Consider the following 21,794-nt stretch of genomic DNA (forward strand, 5'->3'; position numbering starts at 1 on the left):
TGTTAAGTAATTCCCTTTTATTATACAAAATGTAAGATGGAGGGTATAGGGTGGATTTCCATTTTTTTTAACTATTAAGTTATGTAAGATGAGATATAATAAGAGTGCACAACAAGTTTTAATCTTCTTCAAAACAGGCAGTGAAGCTCCTTCTTATAAGGGGCTTTCTTTATGAAAAAGTGTTGATAATGATTCTCTTTAATGATAAAATGTATTCAAAAGTGATAATCATTATCAAAAAAAGGTTGGTGCATGAGTATGGTATATGCATTAGTAGCAGGTACAGTCGCTGTATATGCAGTTATTGCAAAGTATGTTTTAAATGGAGTAGGAACAGCAAAATGAGTGATATTACATAAAATCCCTTTCATTTGTAAAAAGAATGAAAGGGATTTTTTATTTTTAATGAGAATATGCTGAAAATTTAGTATGATAGTAAAGTGAAAAGGTAATCAATGAGTAGGTGCATTTCTCATTGGTTATTAGCTTGCAAATAGCATATACATCTTGGATAAAGGGGAACAAGGGGATGACAAACATAGTACAGACAAACGGTATGAAAAAGCTTGTTTGTTTTTATGAAGAGTGGCAAAAACACGGCGATGCAGAGAATAGTTTAAAGTTGTTTGAAGTAATTCAAAAATATAAACGAGAGCAGCTTATGATAGCATTCTGCGGTCACTTCTCAGCAGGGAAATCAACGATGATGAATCATCTATATAAAGCGCAGTTGTTACCGACAAGTCCAATTCCGACAAGCGCTAACGTCGTTAAAATTGAAAAGGGATTTGATCGTGTTGTTGTAACGATTAAATCTGGAGAGCAGTACGAATATGACGGTGCATATTCAGCAGAAGAATTAAAACAAATTTGTAAAGATGGCGATGAGGTAATTGGTGTTCATATTTATCGGAATGATGCACCAATTCCTGAAGGTGTTATGTTAGTTGATACACCAGGGATTGATTCAACAGATGATGCCCATCAACTAGCGACAGAATCAACGCTGCATCTAGCAGACGTAATTTTTTATATGATGGATTATAATCACGTCCAATCGGAAGTGAATTTACAATTTGTTAAAGAATTGAAACAACGTAATAAAACGGTGTATCTAGTTGTAAATCAAATAGATAAACATAAAGAAAATGAATTATCGTTTGCAGATTATAGCGATAGTGTAAAACAATCATTCTCTAACTGGGATATTGAAGTAGATGGAGTTTATTATACATCATTACGAATGATGAACCATCCACATAATGAAATTGAAAACCTAGAAACGTTAATTACTTCTATTATGAAAGAAAAAGAGCAGTATGTAAGAGATGGAATGGTGCGAGAAACAGAATATTTAATGGGGGAACATTTCTCGTTTATTCTTTCTGAAAATGAAAAAGCTCTTTTGAAATATGAGGAAGAGTTAGCATCACCGCTTTCCATTTCAGAAATAGTTGAAAAGAAAGAAGAGCTAACGGAAATGAAACATCGCGAGGCTAATAAAGAGTCTCAAATGAGAAATGAATTTATAAAAGGCTTACAAGCTATATTAGATAACGCGTATTTAATGCCATTTGAAATGAGAGAATTGGCAAATGCGTACTTAGAAACGAAATTAACAAAATTTAAAGTTGGTTTGCTATTTGCGAAAGGAAAGACTGAGCAAGAAAAACAGAGACGTTTAGATGCTTTTTATGCTGCTTTGCAAAAGACTGTCGAAACGCAACTTGATTTTCATGTGAAAGAATTTATTGTTGCCTTCTTAAAAGAAGAAGGGTTGTTTACAGAAGAGATTGGGAAAGACATATATGATTTAGAAATTGCTTTTGGACCAGAAATGTTAGCAGAAGTAATTAAACAAGGTGCAGGTTTCACAGGTGATTACTTACTTCTTTATACAGCGGATGTAGCGAATGAATTAAAGAAACGTTATTTTACAAAAGCACAGCAAATTTTTGATAAAAGTGCAGTCGTTTTAAAGCAAAAGGTAAAAGAAGCAGTTGATCGTATTGAAGAAGAGATTGAAACATATACGATGTTGCAAACGGCGAAAGAAACGAAATTGCAATACAGTAACAATTTGGAGGCATATGAAGGCTATTTACAAAATGTTTGGCATGATCGTGTTGCTACACCAGAAGGGTTGCAAATAGAAGAGATATTGCAAAGTAAAAAACAAATTGTTAGTGAGAAATTCACACTACAAGAGCAGGAAATTGTAAATGATAACGTAGCGGCTCGTGAGGAAGAGATAAAAGGAACGGCAGCTTTAAATATTCAGCGTATATTAGAGGAAGTGAAGAAAGCTGAAACGATATTAGAGCCATTGCCAGCGCTAAAACATGTACAGCAAGAGGTAATAGAAAAAAGGCGCCGTGTGGAAACGAAACAATTTACAGTAGCATTATTTGGAGCTTTTAGTGCTGGGAAATCATCATTTGCCAATGCATTGCTTGGTGAGAAAGTACTTCCAGTGTCACCAAATCCGACGACGGCAACGATTAATCAAATTTTGCCAGTTACAGAGGAAAAACCACACGGAACAGTAAGGATTCAATTTAAATCAAAGCAAGCCTTATTAGAAGATATGAAAGCTGTTTATAAGCTGTTTCATTATGAGATTACTACGTTAGATGAAGCGTTAGCACAGATTGATAAAGTTATGAAATACCCTTCACCAACTGGGAAGCAAAAAACGACATTTAGCTTTTTACGAGCAGTACAAAAAGGGTATGATACAGTTTCTGCACATTTAGGCGAGAAAGTACAAGTTACATTAGAAGAGTTTTCTGATTATGTAGCGAATGAAGAAAAATCTTGTTTTGTTGAGTACATGGAGCTTTATTATGATTGTGCATTAACAAGGCAAGGAGTAGCGCTTGTAGATACACCTGGAGCGGATTCTATTAACGCCCGCCATACAGACGTTGCGTTCCAGTATATTAAAAACGCAGATGCTATTTTGTTTGTCACGTATTATAATCACGTGTTCTCTCGTGCTGACCGTGAATTTTTAATTCAGCTTGGTCGTGTAAAGGATACTTTTGCTCTTGATAAAATGTTCTTCTTAATTAATGCGGCCGATTTAGCAGAGTCTGAAGAAGAACTTGAAATGGTAAAAGGTTATATCGCAGACCAGCTACTACAATACGGTATTAGAAATCCACGTTTATTTGCAATTTCAAGTTTATGTGCGCTTGAAGAGAAACAAGGAAAAAATATTGAGAAAGAGAAGTACGGTATTTTACAAAACTCTGGGATTGCTAAGTTCGAGGAATCATTTACATCCTTTATGATGAGAGATTTAATGCTCGTATCTGTTCATGCTTTATATGGTGCATTGCAAGGGGCAGATCAGCTGTTAGTAAATATGATAAATGGTGCAAAGCAGGGGAATGAAGAGAAAGAGAAGCAAACGAAAAAATATGAAGCAGAGCGTGATCAACTACTTCATATTATTTCATCATATAGTGTGCTTGCTGAAGAACAGGCGATGCAAAATGAAGTGAAAGAATTGCTTTATTACGTGCAACAACGTCTATTCCTACGTTATAACGATGTGTTTACTGAATTTATTAATCCAGCATCGCTTCGAACGGATGGAAATGTGAAAGTGCAGTTGCAGCAGTGTGTTATGGAATTAGTAGCATTTATTCAGCATGATTTATTACAAGAAATGCGTGCGACATCATTACGCCTTGAAAGATGGATAGATGAAGCGATGAAGCGTGCAAAGAATGAAATTGTGGTGAACTGTAAAGTAGAAAATGAATCAATTTCTATGAATGGAACAGTGGAATATGAATATAAAGATATTACACATAAAGAACCGTTTCCTTCAGTTGAAATAAAAGATTTCAAAAAAGCATTGGCACACTTTAAAAACGAGAAAAGCTTTTTTGAAAAGAATGACAAAGCCTTTATGCAAGAAGACGCTAAATCTGTATTAGAACCTCTCGTATCAAACTATGTAGCTGATGAAAAAGATTTATTTGTTCATCATTATAAGCAAGAGTGGGATTTGAAATGGAACTTATTCCAAAAAGTGATGCAGCAAGATGTGATGAATTATTATGAAAGTGTATTATTTGCATTGGCTGAAACGATTGATGTATCACTATATGAACAAAGTAAAGAACAATTGCAAAAGCAATTAGTAGAGATTGAAAAAGAAATGTATGTGATGTAGTCGTTATGAGAAAAAGATTCGTTCGATTTTCTTTTGTAGTACCGTATCTAAAGATTTGACAAATCCAGCAAATTCATCGGTAGAAATCATATGAGTAAGAACGAGTCGTCTGCCGTCTGGTGTTTCACCGCATAAGACGAACGAAGAAAATTCATATGTTTTATTTTCTACTACTAATTTTGGATAGGAATACGTGTCGCTCTTCTTCTTCTTTCCATCAATAGAGATGACGTTGCATTTTTTCTCATTGTTGTCCATGGTGAATCCCTCCTTTCTATTACTTATGGTAGACAAGGAGGGTTTAGAACAATAGAGAAGGGGGAATTTTTTATGACTGTTGTAATAGAACGTATTTCAAAAGAAGCTATACCGAAGTCTTTATTACTACTTGCTGATCCAAGTGAACAGCAAATTGGTGCATATGTACAAAGAGGATTAACATACGTAGCTAAGCAAGAGGATAATGTAATCGGTGTATATGTAATTTTGGAAACAAGGCCGAAGACGATGGAAATTATGAATATTGCGGTTGTAGAGCATTTGCAAGGAAAAGGGATTGGAAAGAAGCTAATAAGTCATGCTATAGAAACTGCTAAAGGATATGGTATGTCAAAACTTGAAGTTGGTACAGGCAATTCTAGTGTTTCACAACTTGCTTTCTATCAAAAATGTGGATTTCGTATTTTTTCTATTGATTTTGATTACTTTTCGAAGCATTATGAAGAAGAGATTATTGAAAATGGGATTGTATGCCGTGATATGTTTCGGCTTGCAATGGAATTAAATCAGAACGTATAACTTATTTAGGGGGAAGAGAAGATGGAAGTACATAAAGCAATTACAGCACATTCTCGTAAACAAAATGAAAGTGTAAAAGCATGTTTACAATTAGATGCGCAGCGTGAAGCAGCTATTGAAGCAGCCGTATCTCTTGCGTCAAATGGGAAAGAATTTTCGGTTGATGTCATTAATGTTGTAACGAAGCAAATTAATGCTCTTGCAAAAAATGGTGTTACACTAGAGCGTAAATATGTTACAAAAGAAATGGTTATGGAGTATGTAAGTCGTTTGAAAGAGAAAGAAGGTCGTTAAAGATGTTAGTTACAGTCGAATGGTTACGTGAGCATATAGAAGATGAGAACGTCCGTATAATCGATTGTCGTTTTGATTTAGCGAATCCTAATTGGGGTAGAGAAAAGTATGAGGAGGAACATATTCCTCATGCATTATATTTTGATTTGAATGTAGATTTATCAAGTCCTATAGCAGAACATGGTGGTCGCCACCCGTTACCAAATATTGAGGAGTTTGCAGACAAGCTGTCGCGAGCTGGTATTGATGAACATACGACAGTGATTGCATATGACAGTGAAGCGGGTGCAAATGCTTCTCGTCTTTGGTGGTTATTAAACTATGTAGGACATGAGAAAGTATATATATTAGATGGTGGATTTCCAGCATGGAAAGAGAATGGACTACCGGTAACAACAGAAATTTCTGTTGCTAAACGAAAAGCATTCAAAGAAAATATACAAAATCATATGCTTGTAACGATGGAAACGGTGAGAGAGAATATCTATGCAGGTGCAGATGTTACGTTAATTGATTCTAGAGAGCCAAAACGTTATGCTGGTGTAGAGGAACTTGTTGATCCGAAAGCAGGACACATTCCAACAGCAGTAAATTATTTTTGGAAGGATGGAATGCTGCAATCAGGACAATTTAAGAATGAAGCTCAGCAACAAGAACGATTCCAAAATCTTTCGAAAGATAAGGAAACAATTGTATATTGTGGTTCTGGTGTTACAGCATGTCCAAATATCGTTGCATTGAAATTAGCTGGATTCCAAAATGTTAAATTGTATGCAGGTAGCTGGAGTGATTGGATTTCTTATCCAGAAAATCAAATTGCAAAAGAAGAAGATTAATCACTTGCATGCAAAAATAATTTGTATTAAAATAAGGTCACAAGCAAGAGATTGCTCGAAAAACTTTGTATTTTACACATTGGAAACAATGTGATAATATAACGACAAGTAAATAATACATCCTGCGGTGTACGTAACTTATTTATGTCTAAAACCGATGTTAGTTATACGGAAGCTCAATATTTAGTGACCATCATCAAGCCTTCCTTGTGGAGGAAGATGTACGGTAACTGTGAGGGCATCCACCTGCGAGTAGCGGGTTTTTGGACATTTACGAGGAGCGGCACGTGCGGGGGTCTTATTTCAACTAACATTATATAAAATTCCTACGGTGTACGTAGCTTATGCATGTCTTAAACCAATAAGTTTAATATGGAAGTTCAATATTTAAATGTAGCTAACATGCCATCTTTTTAAGAAGGAAGTTACAAACATTTGTGAGAGCATCCACCTGTGAGAGCAGGTTTATGGACATCTAGAGATAACGGCATATGTGGGGCTATATAAAAACCTTACGTTTTATACGTAAGGTTTTTTTGTTGTATACATATATCCATGTTATCTCGATTCACCTGTGAAGTTTCCATAATAAATGTAGCACTTTCTGTCTTCATCAATCTCTCTTGAATCTAAAGTAAACTCCATATGCATGCCGTCCTGCTGAATATATATAATATCTGAATGAAGAGATGGTAAAATTTCTTCATAGTTCCATACATCTTTACTTTCAATCAAGTTGGAACTCGTATCCTTTAGCTCTCTAATTTCAAAACCGATGTGGAAGTAAGTAGGATCTGAAGGGTCGTTAGAAAAAGTTTCTTGTTGAATATATATAACTACTGTTCCATCTGGATCTACTGAAGTTGCAGTAACAACATATGTATTTTTATCTTTTATAAAATATTCACAAGTCATGCGTGCGATAATTTCAGAATTAGAAATATTTGTGTAATTCCATAAAGCAGGATACCCTTTTGTTTCATCATTAAGTCGATATTCTAAGCGCATTTCATCCCTCTTCTTCCTTTTTCTTCTACTTTATCATGGCTTCTTATATAATAGAAATATATTTTATAAAGGGGAGTGCGAAGGTGACAAAAACGAAATGGCTAGTAGGTGGTGTCGTAACGTCTTTAATGACTGGCACCTTATTTGGCTGCGCACAAGATTTACCCCCAAAACCGAATGATAAAAGTTGTTCAGATTGGGATTGGGATGATGAACTTGGGGTATGGCAGTGTGATGATAGTAGTTCAGGTTATCGTGGACATTATTTCTATGGCGGGAGATACTATCAAAATAAATCCACTTTTAAAAATTCATCGGCATTTAAATCGTATCAATCGTCTGCGGAATTTAAAGGTGGAATTGGAAGCGGTTCAAAGGGAGGATTTGGGGGCTAACATATGTCGCAATACATAAGGGATCGAAAAGAGTTTTATTCAAAATATCAGGATTTCTGGTCGGATTTATATGAATGTGAGTATAGTTTGTTTCATGTTTTTCCTATAACAAATGAGACTATGAAACAATTACAAGTTGCAACTGAACGAATGGGGAAAATATTTTTTAAGACTGCTAGACTTTTGCGTAATTTAAGTGACGAACAGCTTCTTGAACTTGGATTTCCCCCCGCAAGCTTATCGTTCATTAGAATGAAAGGATTATATCCTGAATCTGTTATTTCACGATTTGATTTCGTTTTAACAGGCGATAACCAAATGAAAATGCTTGAGTTTAATAGTGATACACCTACCTTTATTATGGAATGCTTTCAAATGAATGGGGAAGTTTGTAAAAAGCTAGGTTATGATGATCCAAACTTAGGCCAAGAGCGATTGCTATCCTCTGGTGTTACAAAAGCTGTAATGGAAGCGACAAAGGGAATAGACAACCCAAATGTTGTTTTTACAGCGCATCATGAGCATATTGAGGATTGGAATACGACTATGTATTTAAGTCAGTTATGCCGTGTTGAAAATAAAGTCGTGCCAATGTCAGAACTTAGAATTACAAAAGATTCTTTAGTGGATAGGGATGGAGTGCAAATTGATGTTTTATATCGTCAAACATATCCGATAGAAGATTTAATTGAGGATCAAGATCCTGAAACAGGGGATTTGGTAGGTGTGGAGTTGTTGCAACTCGTAAAAGCCGGAAAGCTGTTTATTATAAATCCTTTGTCAGCATTTTTACTTCAGCCTAAATCAGTTCAGTGTCTTATTTGGGGATTAGCAGAAGAAGAGGTCTTTTATACAAATGAGGAACGACAGTGGATTAAAGAATATATGTTACCTACATATTTAGAACCAGATTTATTTTTAGGAAAAGGTTCTTTCGTTCAAAAACCTTCATTTGGTAGAGAGGGAGACACGATTACCATTCGTGATAAGGACGAAAATATTATGATTCAAAATGCACACCAAACGTATAAAGCGTCACTGCCGATATTTCAAAAGTATACAGAACTTCCAGTCGTATCTTTGGAAACAGAGAAAGGGATGGAGAAACTGTCGTATGTGTTTGGTTCGTTTTTAATTGCAGGAAAAGCAAGTAGTATCGGTATTCGTGCTGGTGAAAAAATTACGGGGAATGAATCGTACTATTTACCAGTAGGTATAAAAAAGGAGGAAGTATATGATTAATTTTTTATTATATTTAGCAGTAACACTTGGTCTTTTATGCATAGGTCTTTTCCTGATGGAAGTGACAACGAAAGTAAAAGAATTTAAGTTAATGGCCCAAGGGAATAAGGCAGTAAGCTATGTACTTGGAGGGCGATTACTTGGGTTAGCTATTGTTTTATATTCAACAGCAGCTAATTCCATTTCACTTCTTGATATGGTTTCGTGGGGAGCGGTTGGGATTTTGGCTCAAATTATCGTCTTTTATTTAGCTGAGTGGCTTACACCACGCTTTAATATAAATAAAAGTCTTGAAGAAGATAATCAAGCGGTCGGTCTTTTTCTTATGTTTTTATCGCTTTCAATTGGGATTGTAATTGCTGGTTGTATAACTTATTAAAAACTTTACGTTTAAACGTAAGGTTTTTATTTTTACTAATTTTAAAATATGTGCTTCATTCATTTGATACGTAGAAAGAGAAATAGTATGTATATGAGAGGGAGTTGTTGTAATAAGGAAAAGATTCCATTCAAGGTGTTGACATCTATTTTAAATAAGAGTAACATTTTCTATGTAATAAAAATAAGTCTCTGTTAGGTGAGGCTCCTGTATAGAGAAATGCTACTGCCCAAAAATGTCGAGAGACGCCAATGGGTCAACAGGAATGATCGAATTAAGGTTTTTCTTAATGTAGCTGGTAATGTACCTATGCTATACAGTGCTAAAACTCGGCGAGGGAGAGGTCCGTAGATTTCTAATTGTATTAGGAATCGTTTATTTGTGTATGTCATGGCCTTTACTCTTTTCGGAGTAAGGGTCTTTTTGTTACAAAGCTATGAGTAATTTCATAGTATAAACTATAAAATAAAACGAGGAGGTGAGGAGCATGTCAAATTCTGACTCGGTTCCGTTACCCATATACTTCAAATCAAAAATATATGATGTAGGCAGGAAACGACTTGTTCCTCCCTCTATATTTATCATCATGTAGCGTTTATATGTATGTTTAGGCGCTAGACACTTTCACCGTAAAGTGGATAAATTGAGAAACAAAGCGTTTCTTCCTACGTTGTAAAGGAGGAGACGATAATATGTTATATGCAAACAAAACTGTGGGTAACACGTCATATAAATTAAGCAAAAAATCAATGAAAGAACAAACGATGCTTCAAAAAAATAAAGATTTATTAATTGAAATCGCAACGAGAGATGTAAAATCTGTATTTGCGTATTTTAAAACAACAAGAGATGGATTATCTATGAAAGAGGCACAAAAACGTATTCAAGTATACGGCCGAAATGAATTAACTTCAAAAAGAGCTCGTATTGCAGAAGTGATGATGAAGCTAGGTGGAATGATCCCAGGTTTTTCAAAACAACATGTGAGAGATGGATTACAATGTGAGAAGATTACTGTGTCTCGAGTAGAATGTTCTAGTGTAACAGGTTTAAACGGTGAATTAAAAATGATGGATTTGCCAGTACAAGAGCTTGTTCCAGGAGATATGATTTTCCTTTCAGAAGGTGATACAGTACCAGCAGATGTACGTATCATTTATGCAAATGATCTATTAGTAAATGAATCTGTGCTAACAGGAAACGATGCGAGTATTGAGAAATTTGAAAGTTGCTATCATCTTGAACGTAAACGATTTATTCCTTTGAAAAGAATGAAAGACTATAATCCACTTGAACTTGAAAATGTATGTTTCAAAGGGACGTATATTGTTAGTGGAAATGCAAAAGCTGTAGTAGTTTCAACTGGGAAAAATACGTATACAGGGATTCTTCATACTTGTTGTAGTAAAACGTCTTAATGTGTAAATGATGCTAAATATACAAAAACAATGTATAATAGACAAAGTTGAAAAACGTAGAATGGTAATCTATTTATATAACCTTACGTGATGACGTGGGGTTATTATTTTTTTTGGTAGGAGAGGAATTATGAAAAAAGTATTATTAGTTGATGGTATGGCACTATTATTTCGTGCTTTTTATGCAACAAGTGTCTACGGACAATTTATGAAACGACAAGATGGTACCCCTACAAACGGGATTCATGGTTATATGAAACATTTATTAACGGCAATGCAAGCAATTGAACCGACACACATCGTAACATGCTGGGATATGGGAAGTACGACATTTAGAACAGAGTCGTTCTCAAATTATAAAGCGAATCGTGCAGCGCCACCTGAAGAATTAATTCCGCAATTTGATCTAGTGCAAGAAATGACTGCGAAATTATCTGTTCCAGTTATCGGCATGAAAGGGTATGAAGCGGATGATTGTATCGGTACACTAGCAAAACAATACTGCAATGAAGCGGAAGTTTATATTTTAACAGGTGATACAGATTTACTTCAACTTGTTGATAAGAACGTTACAGTTATGCTTCTGCGCAAAGGAATTGGAAATTACGAGTATTACACACCAGAGAAAATTATGGAAGAAAAAGGTGTAGAACCGTGGCAAATCGTGCATGCGAAAGCTTTCATGGGAGATACGAGCGATAATTACCCAGGTGTAAAAGGTATCGGTGAAAAAACAGCGTATAAGCTTATTCAAGAACATGGTACAGTAGCAACTGTACTAGAAAATGTGGCATCATTAACGAAAGCGCAACGTACGAAGATCGAAAGTGATTTAGAGAATTTAAATATTTCATTACAATTAGCGCAAATTCATTGTGAAGTTCCTATTTCCTGTTCACTAGAAGAAGGATTACACACAATAGATGAAGAAAAATTACGATTCGTTTGTGAAGAAATGAATTGGGGAAGACCTGAAATGTTAATCAATATGCTGTAAATAGTTTGGAAAGAAGGATGTTGCATAAGTCGAACTTAGACTAGGTGACACCTTCTTTTTTATTTTGAAAAAAAGAATTTTAGTAGATGAAAGTATATGGAATGCAGCTTAAAATATATAAATATTTCGACAAGGTAAATTGATATAAGATGATGCAAATGGCGATTTATGTAATTGAATGAAACGACTATAAAATTGTTTTAGGAGACTCTTTTTTGAGTGTTCACAAAGTTGTCAGAAAATAAACGGAATTTTCATATGAAGTTCAAATGGAATTCACAACAATCAATTATTATAAGAACAACCAGATAATTCTTTATCTTTTATATAAATCATCCCCCAAGGAGGACAATGAAAATGAGAAAAAAAGTGAGAAAATCTTTTAAACAATTATTAATTGAAAATAAACAATCACTATTAAATAATAAAGAAAATATGAAAGAAATTGAGGAACGAATTGAGAAACGACATGTAGCATATAGTGGTGCTAGTAATTAAATAAAATAAAAAAGATAGCCTATAAAGGCTATCTTTTTTATTTTATATTGGAAAAAATGCTATTCCTATCTTTAATCTTGTAAATATACAAGATATTTTTATAGTGCTTTTCTAGCAATCTTTTTCATTTTTCGAGGTTGAAATTGATATATACCAATTAAAGGGATTAACTATTCATAATATTACAAAAAATGTTACAATACATTAAAAATTACGCTATAAATCATTTTAATATGAAAAATTGGAATGAAAAGAAAGGAGAGGAATATGAATAATGGTGTCGCTTTGAAATGATTATTATCATTTCATTAGGAGTTGATATAAAGCGATGGATAGGTATGAAGAACTGGATTCAATTAGAGGGATTTCTTCATTAGTAGTAATGATTGGCCATCATTTAATGATTTTTTCAGTATTTCAAAATTACAGTTATGAAGATAATAAACCATTTGTTATGTATCTATTAAAAGAAACACCTGCTCGTCTTGTTTTTAGTAGTGGTAACGAATCTGTTATTATCTTTTTTGTTTTGAGTGGATTTGTTTTGTATGAATCTATTCAAAAAAATTATGATAGCTATAGGTCATTCCTTGTAAAGCGTATATGCAGAATTTATATTCCATATATCGTAGCGATACTTATAGCTATTTTATGCCAAACTACAATGAGTGAATATGGAATTTCTCATTTAAGTGAATGGTTTAATCGCTCATGGACGATTGAAAGTTCTTTAAGCCTAATCGTGCAGCATATATTATTGGTTGGGAAATATAATACAGATGCATATAACGGCGTAATTTGGTCACTTGTTCATGAAATGCGAATATCAATCATTTTCCCGTTAGTTTTGATGGTTTGTTTAAGAAAAACGTTGAGGGATTCGTTATTGACATTGTTTAGTTTTAGTATATGCTCTGTTGCGATATTATTTTTATTTCGCTCGAGTTTAACATTAACAAGCTATATGTTAACACCACATTACACGGTGCTATTTTTACTAGGAGCACTAGTTGCGAAGTATAAAAATAATGTAATAATTTTTTATAGTAATCGTACTAAAAATGAGAAAATTGCATGGTTTTTATTAGCGATTTTATTTTATATGTATGAAGGGCTTATCGGAGAAATTAAAGTGCTCAATAATTTTATATTGCGAGACTACGTAGTAGCGATAAGTGCATGTTTATTTGTCATATTAAGTCTATCAGTATCAACTTTGTCATCGTTGTTGCGTAATAAATACTTGTTATATTTGGGGAAGATTTCTTACAGTCTTTATTTATACCATATCATATCGTTATTTTCCCTTATATACATGCTTCATGAAATATTGCCGTTGCCTATTATTTTAATTTTTTCACTCGTTTTTTCGTTTATACTTGCGATGCTTTCGTATATATTTGTAGAAAAATTTGCATTCAGAGTCGGAAAGTATGTAACAAAGCAAGCGAATAGAAAGAAGAAAGGGTTATCTGTAAAGAATGATGTTCAGAATATGAATCAGACAAAGGCGGTGAAATAATTGAAGCAAGAAATTAGTATGAAGGATTTTCAACAGTTATTGAAAAGAAGGATAGTAACAATTATTTTGACGATGTGCTGTTTAACTGTTTCTCTAATTCTTATCTCTATGTACGTATTAAAGCCTTCATATCAATATTCAACACAAATTCTCGTTGGGAATTTAGATGAGTTTAATAAGGAAAATTCAACAAATAAAACACAGGAAAATAAGCAACTGGTAACATCTTATGTTGATATATTAAAAAGTCCACTCATTATTTCAACAGTGAAAAAAACTTTGAAATTAGAGCAATCAAGTCATGAACTAGCACAAAAAATTTCAGTGGTGAATATGGACAACTCACAAATTGTTACTGTTACAGTAAAAGATTCGGATCCTATAATCGTAAAAGAAATTGTAAAGTCATTGGCAGAACAATCTCAAAAAAGCTTTCAACAGTATACGAATGTGCAGGGGGTAAAAATATTAACTGATCCTGAGTTACAGGAAAAAGCTGAAAAGTTGTTTCCGAAAATTCAACTTATCATTCCTATCTCTTTAATTGTTAGTTTTTTTGTTGGGATAGGTTTAGCCGTATTTCGAGATTATTTTGATGAACGTATATACGTGGAACAGGATTTAGAGAAGATAACAACAGTTCCTGTAATTGGTCACATAAATATGGAACCGAAAAGAAAAAAGGAATCTACAGAAGTTGATCCGCAATCAGCTATATATCGAGGTGAACATGTCGATGTTTAAAACAAAGAAACAGCTTCTATTTAATCCGCATGATGCTCTAATGAAAGAGCAGTTTTATACTGTATATCACGAGTTGAAAAAAACAGGAAAACAAGTATTCACAGTTATTTCAACGAAGGATAGAGGCGTTGTTGCTCAGCTTATAGTAAATATAGGGCTAGTGTTTGCAGAAATGAAAAAAAAGGTGTTACTTATCGATGTGAATTTTTCTGATCCTAAACTACATCTACTATTACAAAGTAATCATACGAAAACAGTGAATGATATAATAAGCGATTTCACCTGTAGTTATGAATCTTTTTCTAGTAATTTATCTAAATACTTATATTGTATTCCTGCCAAAAAAACAGTACACACCGGAACGACTTTAGTTTCTATGGATGAATTTGATCGTGCAATTGCGAAGTGGAGAGAAGATTTTGATTATATTCTCTTGTATTCTTCTGAAGTATTTGAGCTTCCTGTTACGCACATTAGTGCAGGGAAATGCGATGGAGTGATCTTAGCAGTCAAAAAGCGAAAAGATTCCCTACGTACCGTGCAAAAAGCAATAACTGATATAAAAAAGAAAGAATGTGAATTAATGGGTATAGTTTTATATTCTTGAATGTGGGGGTAACGAACTATGATTCGTGAAACAAATCAAGCCAAGTTGTATGCGATTCCGGCCCAAGAAAAGACCAGTATTTTGAATCGAAGTATAAAGCGCTTGTTTGATATTACATTTTCACTCATATTGTTACTAGTAACGCTACCAATTATGTTGTTCTTTTGTATTATGATTGCTTTCGAAACAGCAGGAGCTCCAATCTATTTTCAAGAACGTTTAGGTATTAATGGGAAGAAATTTAATGTATTTAAATTAAGGTCGATGGTAAAAGAGGCTGAAATAAATGGACCACAATGGGCAGATGAAAATGATTCAAGAATTACTAAAGTTGGATCATTTATAAGAAAAACGAGAATTGATGAGTTACCGCAACTTTTAAATATTTTAAAAGGTGATATGTCTTTTGTGGGACCTAGACCAGAGAGAGAGTATTTTTATAAACAATTTGATACGTATATTCCAGAATTCAAAGACCGCTTAATCGTGAAACCAGGGTTAACAGGATGGGCACAAATAAATGGAGGGTATAATCTTGATGCAAAAGAAAAATTGAAGTTGGACATAGAGTATATTGAAATGAAAACGATCAGGATGGATATTCGTATTTTATGTAAAACTGTTTTAATTGTATTGAACGGTAATGGTGCAAGATAAATATATGTAAGTAGGCTAGGTTGCTTGCAAAGGAGAGCAGGTATGGGTAAATCTATTTTAAATAATATTATCCATCTATTTTATAGCACGATTTTAGCTAATCTTTTTCAGGCTGTAAGTTTAATTGCTTTAGCAAATTTTTTTAATGCACAACATTATGGAATGTTTAGTGTTGCCATAGCAGTGACGTTTGTTATGTTATTTTTCACAGATTTAGGACTTACTAACACGTTTCTTCGAGAAGGGGCAAAAGATGGAGTAGACTTAGGGAAGATTTTATCGTCGTATATAAAAATAAGGATGATCCTACTTATTTTTATTTCTATAATCGGTTATATTGCTATTCATTATATGTATGCGGATAGAAATGTAATTTACATGATGATAAACGTAATGTTTTTCATGTTAATAGGATTAACTTTCCAAAATATAGGGATTGCCTACTTTCAGTTGATGGAACGAATGAAGTATATAGCACTTATTAAAGTTGTATCAGCGTCAGTTGTTATCATCATTACATGTTTTTGTATTTTCGGAGAGTTACCGGTGTATGTAACAGCTCGTTTATATGCTTTTGGGTATATGATCGGTGGTTTGTTCAGCATATATATCATGAGAAAAAAGACGAAAATGAATATGAAAGTCGTAATCCATAAAGCATTATTTTGGCAATTAACACCTTTTATTATTAGCGGTTTTTTAATAATGAGCACCCCGCAATTAGCGCCTATCTTACTTAACTATACATTGCCACTAAGTATGGTCGGTGTTTTTGCAGTGGCGTACCGGATGCCAGCAGCTTTATATCAAGTGCCAGGGGTAATTGCAGGTGCGTTTTACCCAGTGCTTTTTAAGCATTATAATCAAAAAAATTTAGAAGAGCATACGAAATTAAACTTACTTCAAATAAAATCAATGGCGATTGTGGGAGTCTGTATGACAATCGGTTTATATCATTTAGCACCATACTTTATTTCTATATTTTTTTATGAGGAATGGAGCAATGCAGTAGAGCCACTCCAAATATTATCCTTTCTCATTGTGCTACAAAGTTTAAATATTGCTATAGCTGACGGCTTAACAACGAGTGGACGTCAAAATAAAAGAACGGTTGTGCAATGTATAGCATTAGTGATAGGTGGGATTATGCTTTATAGTTTTAGTAGTATTGGTGGAGTGATAGGAGCGGCTTATGCTATGGTTTTATTTGAAATTGTAGCTTTAGTTGGGTATATAGCAGTAAGTGTAGTGAGGAAGAAAATTGTATTCCAAATTGTCATACCTTATACAATTTATTTTGGCGTAACTTTTATTGGGGTGCAATATATGTTGCATACATATCATTTCATTGCGCTCGTTCTGAATACGTTAATCGTAGTAGTTGGTATATTCCTATATGATTATGAGCTGAAAAAACTTCTTTTTTCGTTTATAACAAAAACACGCAAAAAGGATTATATTACGAAACAGGGGATATAGCATATGGAAAATAATATGAAAATGTCGATGAAATGGATTATGCTTCTAATATTATTTGTCATGTTAAGTAAATACAATATATATATTGGATTTTCGTTGAAGATCTATATGATTTTTTTAGTCATATATTTTTGTTTAACAATTAAAAACTTCCATATCCAAAAGCTATATTTTCATGAAGTTGTATTTTTACTATTTTATTTCATCTATTGTTTGAGTGGAATTCTTTCTATATATTTACATGCTAGCATTCGTATGATTTTTGGTGTGTTACTTGTTTTAGGTTGTTATTTTATAATGAGAAATTTATTAGGAAATATTGAAATAGCAACACTTGAATCATCTATTTTTTATGTAGGATTTATATTTAATATTGTAAGCTTAATACTTTATATAGTTGGTTTACAGCACTTTGGGTTATACGGTGGAGAAGAAAGAGAAATTTTTGCCGGACTATTAGTTGATAGAGGATATCCAAGATTAATTGGTTTGCTAGATGATCCTAACATTTTTATTTTTTATAATACAATATTTTTTATGTATTATATGACAAATTTACATAATATGACGAACATTTTAGGATTGATTTTATGTGTTACGACAAGTTTATTAACTTTTTCAAGGGGAGGAATATTAGCGCTTGTGCTTGTCATTTTTGTATATGTATGTACTTCTAGTTTTGCAAAAAAAATAAAAATAATGATGAGTTTACTATTGTTTGGTGTAGTGATCTTTAGTTTATCTAATAGTGTAATGGGTGGCCAATTGGATGACATATTGAATAAACGAATTTCTGATTTTTCGCATGATAATGGAAGTGGCAGATTTACATTATGGGAAGCAGCTTTTAAATATTATTTATCTAATCCATATATCGGAATCGGTGCGTTTAATTTTTCGAATTATTATGAATTTCAATTTAATGAAAAATTATATGTGCACAATACATTTTTAGAAATTTTATCTGAATCGGGTACAATTGGTTTTCTTTTATATAGCGCTTTTTTATTTGTATTAATGTTCAAGTTAACGCAGTATACTTTGTTTCGTGAAAAACCGTATCTTTTATTGACTATGGTTGCATTTTTATTTCAGATGATGTCATTGTCACTCATTATTAACGAAGCGTTCTTTTTATTTTTAGCAATTGTTGTGAAGTACATTTCAATATATGAAGGAAGGGGAAAGATAGATGGTAAAATGTCTATCAGCACATAATAAGGCGCCTCATGTTTCTGTAATAACACCTTCTTATAATAGTATACGATTTATAGGTGAGACGATTGTATCTGTACAAAATCAATCATATGAAAATTGGGAGATGATTATCGTTGATGACGCTTCAACTGACGAATCTGTTACAAAAATTAAAGAGATAATAGAAGGAGACTCGCGTATTAGGTTAGTATCATTAAAAGAAAATATTGGTGCTGCTAAGGCTCGGAATATAGCAATTCAAGAGGCGAGAGGAAGGTATATTGCCTTTTTAGATAGTGATGATATATGGTTACCGCATAAATTGAAGACACAATTGTTATTTATGGAAGAAATGAGTGTGGCCTTTTCATATGCATCGTATAGTTTAATCGATGAAAACGGTAATGGACTAAATCGAGAAGTGAATGTACCGAAATCTGTTGACTATCATTGTTTGGCAGGAAATACAATTATCGGATGTTTAACAGTAATAATTGATCGTGAAAAAATTCCGCATATTGAAATGCCTAGTGTACAGCCGGAAGATACGGCGTTATGGCTGAAATTATTACATGAAGGGCATGAAGCGAAAGGGATACAGCAAGTATTAGCGAAGTATCGAATTGTAGCAAATTCGGTTTCCAGAAATAAAATTAAAGCAGCTTTTCGGTATTGGAAATTATTAAGAGACCAAAAATGTCTTAATGCAGTGCAAATCTTTTACTATTTTAGTAAGTATGCTTATCATGCCTATAGAAAAAATAAAATCAATGTAGTTGGGAAGACGCAATTATGAATATACTTTTGATGACAGATAAATTGATAACAGGCGGAGCTGAAAGTTATTTCTGTAAATTGGAAAGTAATTTGCGTTATGAGGATTTTAAGGTTTATACAGCTGCAGGTGATGGAGAGCTATATGAATCTCTTACTAGAAAAGAAAATTTTATGTTACTTAGCCGATGGAATCATTTGAGAAATATTTATTACTTACGAAACGAAATTTGTAAACGAAAGATAGAACTTATTCATGCAAATAGTTTACGAATGGTATTATATGCTTTTCTACTTCAAAAGTTTATGAAAAAAAAGATGAAAATTGTGTATACGAAGCATAATGTAACGATATTAGAGAAGAAAATGCCAACTCTTTTTCGTTATTTTATGAATAAATATGTGAACAATATTATTACAGTAAGTGAGTTTGAAAAAAATAACTTACTTTCAATGCATGTAGCTGAAGAGAAAGTAAAGACAATTTATAACGGTGTGGATATAGAAAAGTTTTTATTCCAGCAGAAAAAGAAAGAATCTATTTATAAAATAGGGATATTAGCTAGACTATCCAAGGAGAAAAACCATCAACTATTTGTAAAAATTGCAAATGTGTTGAAAAAAAGAGATGATTTTTTGTTTTATATTGCTGGTGATGGGCCAGAAAAAGAATCTATTATGAACGAAATAGAAAAGTATGGATTGCAACAAAGGGTAACAATGTTAGGGAATATTTCAGATCCGCATAGGTTTATAGGAAATATGGATGCCTTACTTTTATTATCTTTTCGTGAAGTGTTTCCAATGGTAGTAATTGAAGCAATGGCTACAGGGACACCAATTGTTTCAATAGATGTTGGCGGAATAAATGAAGCGGTAATAAATGGAGAATCAGGTGTTTTGATACATGAATATTGTGAATCTGAATTTGCAAGTGCACTTGAGGAACTACAGGGGAATGAAGAAAAGGTGAATGATATTAGACTGAAAGCACGAGAGAAAGCAGAGAGGTATTTCTCGTTAACTAAAATGATAGAAGAAACGAAAGGTATATATGAATTAAACAAATGACCGTACAGGTCGTTTGTTTTTTTTATTATAGAAACTTTTAAGAGAAAACTCACATATTATATGAAAAAGGTAATATGAGGAGTGAATTTATTTTGTCAGAATATATTTCTTCCCAAGAAGATTGTGCACCAGAAAATAGCGTTCATATTGATTGTTTTGGAGCAGTACCGAACTCAGGAAATGATAGCTCATTAGCAATTCAGCAAGCTATAAATTATTGTGTAGCGAATCGAATTTCGACGGTTAGAATTACAGGGGTAAATACGTATAAAATTGTAAAGCCAATTATTATTAAATCAAACGTAAGATTAGAGTTAGATCCTACTGTAACGCTACAAATCGATGGAGATTTTAATGTGTTTGAACTGCAACAAAATGCATCTATAACAGGTGGTACAGTTCAAGTCATAAATCCAGTGTTTCAATCTGCTGTTATTTATGTTTCCGGTTCACAACAAATAGAAGTTCCTAATCACTCTCTTATATCAAATATAAATATAATAAATGCAACGTCGTCATATAAAGGTAAGGCTATACACTTTTATTGTCAAAAAGCATGGGATTATATTAGTTTCTTTCAAGTTAACTTTATTCAAATTAAAAACTTTCAAACTGCAATACATTTAAAGACAGAATATATAGATGATATCAATACACCTTGCTGGATTAACGCAAATGTATTTCAATCTATATTTATTGATGGATGTCAGTATGGGATAGAAGTTGATGGAAACAGTGATTTACCAAATGAAAGTTCAGGAAATACGTTTCATGATATTCAAGTGCAATGTAGACAGCAAACGAAAAAAGTAATTCGTTGTACCGGCGCCTATAATACATTTGATTGTATGATTTGGGATACGTACCGGATGAGTAGTGAACAGATTGTCATTGAATTTTCTTCTAATTCGCATCGTAACTACCTTTTTTCAAATTTACTTTCTACAACTATTGTAGATAAAGGGCAATACAATGTTTGTAAGTCTACCTATGAAGAATCTCTTCGAATTCAGTTACCGATTACGTTAAATAAACCACATTTAATAGGGAATCAAGATGATATTTTAGTAAACGCTCAGCAGAAGTATACTGTTAAGCAAGTAAGTGGGAAATTACCGTACGGGGGGAATCTCGCAAATTGTTTTAATTTAATAGATGAACAAAGTGTAAACTATATTGATGTTCCAGATAGTAATCCAGTTGTGATTGAACTAGATTTCACGAAAAATCCAATCAAAATGTTAAATTGTTTTGGAATGTATTTTGGGTGGGGAGAGAGCCCGAAGAAAATTAAAGTTGAATATGCATTAAGTGCAACTGGAAATTGGGTTGTTGCGTCGGATGTTCCATTAAATGTAGGCGATACAATTATATCGAATATGAAGGCGAATCAGTTATATAAAGTTAGAATTACATTAAGTGGTTATTCTCAAGATCATAAGCGTTTTCGGATTAATCGTATGTTTGCAAGATCGTCGATGGAAAATGGGAATGCTTGGTTAGCGACAACTGGCGGAAGAATGTTTGGAGATATTGAAATAGAGGCAAGTAAAGGTATAATTATGAAGACGGCTAGTGGAGTGAAATGGAAAGTTACTATGAATGAAGCTGGCCAACTTATTACGACTAAAATAACTTGAGACGATGCCTAAGTGTATATCCTTGGACGAGTTATTGAGTAGGACGATA

The 21,794-nt window shown here is 33.2% G+C and carries 21 protein-coding genes, 2 other RNA genes and 1 riboswitch; of the genes, 21 read left to right on the forward strand and 2 right to left on the reverse strand.

Translation table 11 applies throughout. The features are described from left to right. The first annotated feature begins 529 nt into the window (after nucleotides 1-529). Nucleotides 530-4,189: a dynamin family GTPase gene (locus ACTFR9_RS00570; RefSeq protein ID WP_163262685.1), complete on the forward strand. Its 3,660-nt coding sequence runs from the start codon at nucleotides 530-532 to the stop codon at nucleotides 4,187-4,189. Between the two features lie 3 nt (nucleotides 4,190-4,192). On the opposite strand, the gene ACTFR9_RS00575 is transcribed toward ACTFR9_RS00570, so the two are convergent. Continuing rightward, nucleotides 4,193-4,447, reverse strand: coding sequence for a DUF3931 domain-containing protein (locus tag ACTFR9_RS00575; protein ID WP_000369740.1), 255 nt, complete (start codon nucleotides 4,445-4,447; stop codon nucleotides 4,193-4,195). Between the two features lie 72 nt (nucleotides 4,448-4,519). Here ACTFR9_RS00575 and ACTFR9_RS00580 point away from each other — a divergent pair, with 72 nt between their 5' ends. The 5 genes from ACTFR9_RS00580 (at nucleotide 4,520) to ssrS (ACTFR9_RS00600) (ending at nucleotide 6,621) form a co-directional block, all read left to right on the forward strand. Beyond that, a complete protein-coding gene (locus ACTFR9_RS00580; RefSeq protein ID WP_000219273.1) occupies nucleotides 4,520-4,987 on the forward strand; it encodes a GNAT family N-acetyltransferase in 468 nt (155 codons plus the stop codon). Nucleotides 4,988-5,008: 21 nt separating this feature from the next. Further along, nucleotides 5,009-5,281 carry a YpbS family protein gene (locus tag ACTFR9_RS00585; protein WP_000451811.1) on the forward strand — a complete coding sequence of 91 codons (273 nt, stop codon included), beginning with the start codon at nucleotides 5,009-5,011 and terminating at the stop codon, nucleotides 5,279-5,281. Nucleotides 5,282-5,283: 2 nt separating this feature from the next. Further along, nucleotides 5,284-6,117 (forward strand): sulfurtransferase, encoded by an 834-nt coding sequence (locus tag ACTFR9_RS00590; RefSeq protein ID WP_073536404.1) that lies wholly within the window; start codon nucleotides 5,284-5,286, stop codon nucleotides 6,115-6,117. A gap of 116 nt (nucleotides 6,118-6,233) precedes the next feature. Continuing rightward, a non-coding RNA gene (gene ssrS, locus ACTFR9_RS00595) (6S RNA) lies at nucleotides 6,234-6,416 on the forward strand. A gap of 21 nt (nucleotides 6,417-6,437) precedes the next feature. Next, nucleotides 6,438-6,621, forward strand: a non-coding RNA gene (gene ssrS / locus ACTFR9_RS00600) — 6S RNA. A gap of 54 nt (nucleotides 6,622-6,675) precedes the next feature. On the opposite strand, the gene ACTFR9_RS00605 is transcribed toward ssrS (ACTFR9_RS00600), so the two are convergent. Further along, nucleotides 6,676-7,125, reverse strand: coding sequence for a hypothetical protein (locus ACTFR9_RS00605; RefSeq protein WP_001235530.1), 450 nt, complete (start codon nucleotides 7,123-7,125; stop codon nucleotides 6,676-6,678). An 83-nt stretch (nucleotides 7,126-7,208) separates the two neighbouring features. Here ACTFR9_RS00605 and ACTFR9_RS00610 point away from each other — a divergent pair, with 83 nt between their 5' ends. From ACTFR9_RS00610 to ACTFR9_RS00680, 15 genes are all read left to right on the forward strand, one after another. Beyond that, on the forward strand, nucleotides 7,209-7,520 hold the full coding sequence (locus ACTFR9_RS00610) for a hypothetical protein (RefSeq protein WP_000169021.1): 312 nt from the start codon (nucleotides 7,209-7,211) through the stop codon (nucleotides 7,518-7,520). A 3-nt stretch (nucleotides 7,521-7,523) separates the two neighbouring features. Further along, complete coding sequence (locus tag ACTFR9_RS00615) at nucleotides 7,524-8,762, forward strand: glutathionylspermidine synthase family protein (protein ID WP_000084961.1); 1,239 nt, start codon at nucleotides 7,524-7,526, stop codon at nucleotides 8,760-8,762. Next, complete coding sequence (locus ACTFR9_RS00620; RefSeq protein ID WP_000606860.1) at nucleotides 8,755-9,141, forward strand: DUF350 domain-containing protein; 387 nt, start codon at nucleotides 8,755-8,757, stop codon at nucleotides 9,139-9,141. The genes ACTFR9_RS00615 and ACTFR9_RS00620 overlap by 8 nt, the downstream gene beginning before the upstream one ends. A 183-nt stretch (nucleotides 9,142-9,324) precedes the next feature. Continuing rightward, nucleotides 9,325-9,490, forward strand: a riboswitch (M-box (ykoK) riboswitch). A 343-nt stretch (nucleotides 9,491-9,833) separates the two neighbouring features. Then, a complete protein-coding gene (locus ACTFR9_RS00625) occupies nucleotides 9,834-10,559 on the forward strand; it encodes a P-type ATPase (RefSeq protein WP_000964968.1) in 726 nt (241 codons plus the stop codon). Nucleotides 10,560-10,689: 130 nt separating this feature from the next. Beyond that, nucleotides 10,690-11,556 (forward strand): 5'-3' exonuclease, encoded by an 867-nt coding sequence (locus ACTFR9_RS00630; RefSeq protein ID WP_000757054.1) that lies wholly within the window; start codon nucleotides 10,690-10,692, stop codon nucleotides 11,554-11,556. A 357-nt stretch (nucleotides 11,557-11,913) separates the two neighbouring features. Continuing rightward, nucleotides 11,914-12,054: an FbpB family small basic protein gene (locus tag ACTFR9_RS00635; protein ID WP_001228048.1), complete on the forward strand. Its 141-nt coding sequence runs from the start codon at nucleotides 11,914-11,916 to the stop codon at nucleotides 12,052-12,054. 328 nt (nucleotides 12,055-12,382) lie between these two features. Beyond that, nucleotides 12,383-13,576, forward strand: coding sequence for an acyltransferase family protein (locus tag ACTFR9_RS00640; RefSeq protein ID WP_073536429.1), 1,194 nt, complete (start codon nucleotides 12,383-12,385; stop codon nucleotides 13,574-13,576). After that, nucleotides 13,577-14,320 carry a YveK family protein gene (locus tag ACTFR9_RS00645; protein ID WP_000806898.1) on the forward strand — a complete coding sequence of 248 codons (744 nt, stop codon included), beginning with the start codon at nucleotides 13,577-13,579 and terminating at the stop codon, nucleotides 14,318-14,320. Then, nucleotides 14,307-14,927 (forward strand): CpsD/CapB family tyrosine-protein kinase, encoded by a 621-nt coding sequence (locus tag ACTFR9_RS00650; RefSeq protein ID WP_002163715.1) that lies wholly within the window; start codon nucleotides 14,307-14,309, stop codon nucleotides 14,925-14,927. Before ACTFR9_RS00645 ends, ACTFR9_RS00650 begins: the two co-directional genes overlap by 14 nt. Nucleotides 14,928-14,945: 18 nt before the next feature. Further along, the gene (locus ACTFR9_RS00655; protein WP_000617630.1) at nucleotides 14,946-15,584 is read left to right on the forward strand and encodes a sugar transferase; all 639 of its coding nucleotides are present in this window, start codon (nucleotides 14,946-14,948) and stop codon (nucleotides 15,582-15,584) included. Between the two features lie 42 nt (nucleotides 15,585-15,626). Then, a complete protein-coding gene (locus tag ACTFR9_RS00660; protein WP_000520305.1) occupies nucleotides 15,627-17,063 on the forward strand; it encodes an oligosaccharide flippase family protein in 1,437 nt (478 codons plus the stop codon). A 3-nt stretch (nucleotides 17,064-17,066) separates the two neighbouring features. Next, a complete protein-coding gene (locus ACTFR9_RS00665) occupies nucleotides 17,067-18,281 on the forward strand; it encodes an O-antigen ligase family protein (RefSeq protein WP_048557442.1) in 1,215 nt (404 codons plus the stop codon). Further along, nucleotides 18,256-19,056, forward strand: a complete 801-nt coding sequence (locus ACTFR9_RS00670; RefSeq protein ID WP_000237692.1) for a glycosyltransferase family 2 protein — start codon at nucleotides 18,256-18,258, stop codon at nucleotides 19,054-19,056. The genes ACTFR9_RS00665 and ACTFR9_RS00670 overlap by 26 nt, the downstream gene beginning before the upstream one ends. Further along, nucleotides 19,053-20,105 (forward strand): glycosyltransferase family 4 protein, encoded by a 1,053-nt coding sequence (locus ACTFR9_RS00675; RefSeq protein WP_072180028.1) that lies wholly within the window; start codon nucleotides 19,053-19,055, stop codon nucleotides 20,103-20,105. The genes ACTFR9_RS00670 and ACTFR9_RS00675 overlap by 4 nt, the downstream gene beginning before the upstream one ends. Nucleotides 20,106-20,197: 92 nt before the next feature. Then, nucleotides 20,198-21,745, forward strand: a complete 1,548-nt coding sequence (locus ACTFR9_RS00680) for a hypothetical protein (protein ID WP_000006048.1) — start codon at nucleotides 20,198-20,200, stop codon at nucleotides 21,743-21,745. Nucleotides 21,746-21,794: the final 49 nt, after the last annotated feature.

Source organism: Bacillus cereus group sp. MYBK222-1 (assembly GCF_051916425.1).
Lineage (GTDB): Bacteria > Bacillota > Bacilli > Bacillales > Bacillaceae_G > Bacillus_A > Bacillus_A paranthracis.

Coding starts and splice junctions, on each gene's coding strand:
- ACTFR9_RS00570 (WP_163262685.1), top strand. CDS start 530: ATGACAAACATAGTACAGACAAACGGTATGAAAAAGCTTGTTTGTTTT.
- ACTFR9_RS00590 (WP_073536404.1), top strand. CDS start 5,284: ATGTTAGTTACAGTCGAATGGTTACGTGAGCATATAGAAGATGAGAAC.
- ACTFR9_RS00620 (WP_000606860.1), top strand. CDS start 8,755: ATGATTAATTTTTTATTATATTTAGCAGTAACACTTGGTCTTTTATGC.
- ACTFR9_RS00585 (WP_000451811.1), top strand. CDS start 5,009: ATGGAAGTACATAAAGCAATTACAGCACATTCTCGTAAACAAAATGAA.
- ACTFR9_RS00605 (WP_001235530.1), bottom strand. CDS start 7,125: ATGCGCTTAGAATATCGACTTAATGATGAAACAAAAGGGTATCCTGCT.
- ACTFR9_RS00675 (WP_072180028.1), top strand. CDS start 19,053: ATGAATATACTTTTGATGACAGATAAATTGATAACAGGCGGAGCTGAA.
- ACTFR9_RS00635 (WP_001228048.1), top strand. CDS start 11,914: ATGAGAAAAAAAGTGAGAAAATCTTTTAAACAATTATTAATTGAAAAT.
- ACTFR9_RS00650 (WP_002163715.1), top strand. CDS start 14,307: ATGTCGATGTTTAAAACAAAGAAACAGCTTCTATTTAATCCGCATGAT.
- ACTFR9_RS00630 (WP_000757054.1), top strand. CDS start 10,690: ATGAAAAAAGTATTATTAGTTGATGGTATGGCACTATTATTTCGTGCT.
- ACTFR9_RS00580 (WP_000219273.1), top strand. CDS start 4,520: ATGACTGTTGTAATAGAACGTATTTCAAAAGAAGCTATACCGAAGTCT.
- ACTFR9_RS00660 (WP_000520305.1), top strand. CDS start 15,627: ATGGGTAAATCTATTTTAAATAATATTATCCATCTATTTTATAGCACG.
- ACTFR9_RS00615 (WP_000084961.1), top strand. CDS start 7,524: ATGTCGCAATACATAAGGGATCGAAAAGAGTTTTATTCAAAATATCAG.
- ACTFR9_RS00670 (WP_000237692.1), top strand. CDS start 18,256: ATGGTAAAATGTCTATCAGCACATAATAAGGCGCCTCATGTTTCTGTA.
- ACTFR9_RS00640 (WP_073536429.1), top strand. CDS start 12,383: ATGGATAGGTATGAAGAACTGGATTCAATTAGAGGGATTTCTTCATTA.
- ACTFR9_RS00625 (WP_000964968.1), top strand. CDS start 9,834: ATGTTATATGCAAACAAAACTGTGGGTAACACGTCATATAAATTAAGC.
- ACTFR9_RS00665 (WP_048557442.1), top strand. CDS start 17,067: ATGGAAAATAATATGAAAATGTCGATGAAATGGATTATGCTTCTAATA.
- ACTFR9_RS00655 (WP_000617630.1), top strand. CDS start 14,946: ATGATTCGTGAAACAAATCAAGCCAAGTTGTATGCGATTCCGGCCCAA.
- ACTFR9_RS00575 (WP_000369740.1), bottom strand. CDS start 4,447: ATGGACAACAATGAGAAAAAATGCAACGTCATCTCTATTGATGGAAAG.